This window comes from Rhizobacter sp. P2_H3 (assembly GCF_056403355.1).
This window is the reverse complement of sequence record NZ_JBFUFQ010000530.1, coordinates 1-739: the sequence shown is the minus strand read 5'-3', so window position 1 is coordinate 739 and position 739 is coordinate 1. Positions and strand designations below refer to the sequence as shown.

Sequence of the window (739 nt, the reverse complement as noted above, 5' to 3'; positions counted from 1 at the left end):
CCGGCAGGCCGACCAGGCCGGCCGCGCCGCCGCCGCGCTGCCGCGCGGCGAGCACCGCGACCTGCAGCGCTACCACTCGGTGCAGCAACTGCTGCCGGCGATCTACGGCGTCGGCCGGCACGGCGTGCCGCGCTCGGCACCGCCGCAGGCGCGGGCGCGCGCGCAGCAGCTGCAGACCTACCTGCTGATGATGGAGCAGGTGATCGCGCAAGGCCTGGCCCAGGTGCAGCACCTGCGCGAGCTGTTCTCGGTGAACGGCGGCTCGGCCCGGACGCTGTGGTCGCAGATGATCGGGCCCGACAGCGTGCCGGGCGTCGAGCGGCTGCTGCTCGCCCCGGCGGCGCAGATCGAGCAGGCGGTGTACCCGCCGTTCGACCGCTCGGCGCGGCGCAAGAGCCGGGCGCTGGACCACCTGCTGGCGCTGCACGGCGAGACGTACATGCAGAACTCGCTGCGCCCGTTCTTCGGCCACCACTCGCCGCAGGAGCTRGAATCGCTACTGCTGGAGAACAAGGCGGCCTACCTCAGCGACATCGTGCGGCTGACGCGCGACCGCGCCGGCGGCTTCGATCCGGGTCGCCCGGCGTGGGGCACGCCTGACAACTGCAGCGGCCTGCAGCGCCGCGCCTCGCTGCTGCTGGGCCTGCGCCTCGGCCACCCGCGTTCGCTGGTGCAGGCGCTGCGCCAGCAGAAGCTCGTGCTGGTGCCGCAGCCGCTGCCGCAGCATGCGGCGCTGCAG

The 739-nt window shown here is 74.3% G+C and carries 1 protein-coding gene; it reads left to right on the top strand.

Annotated features, from left to right (window positions below; genetic code table 11):
- Nucleotides 1-739, top strand: a 739-nt coding sequence (locus AC1D1T_RS32860; RefSeq protein ID WP_477993553.1) for a hypothetical protein, incomplete at both ends; no start/stop codon positions are given.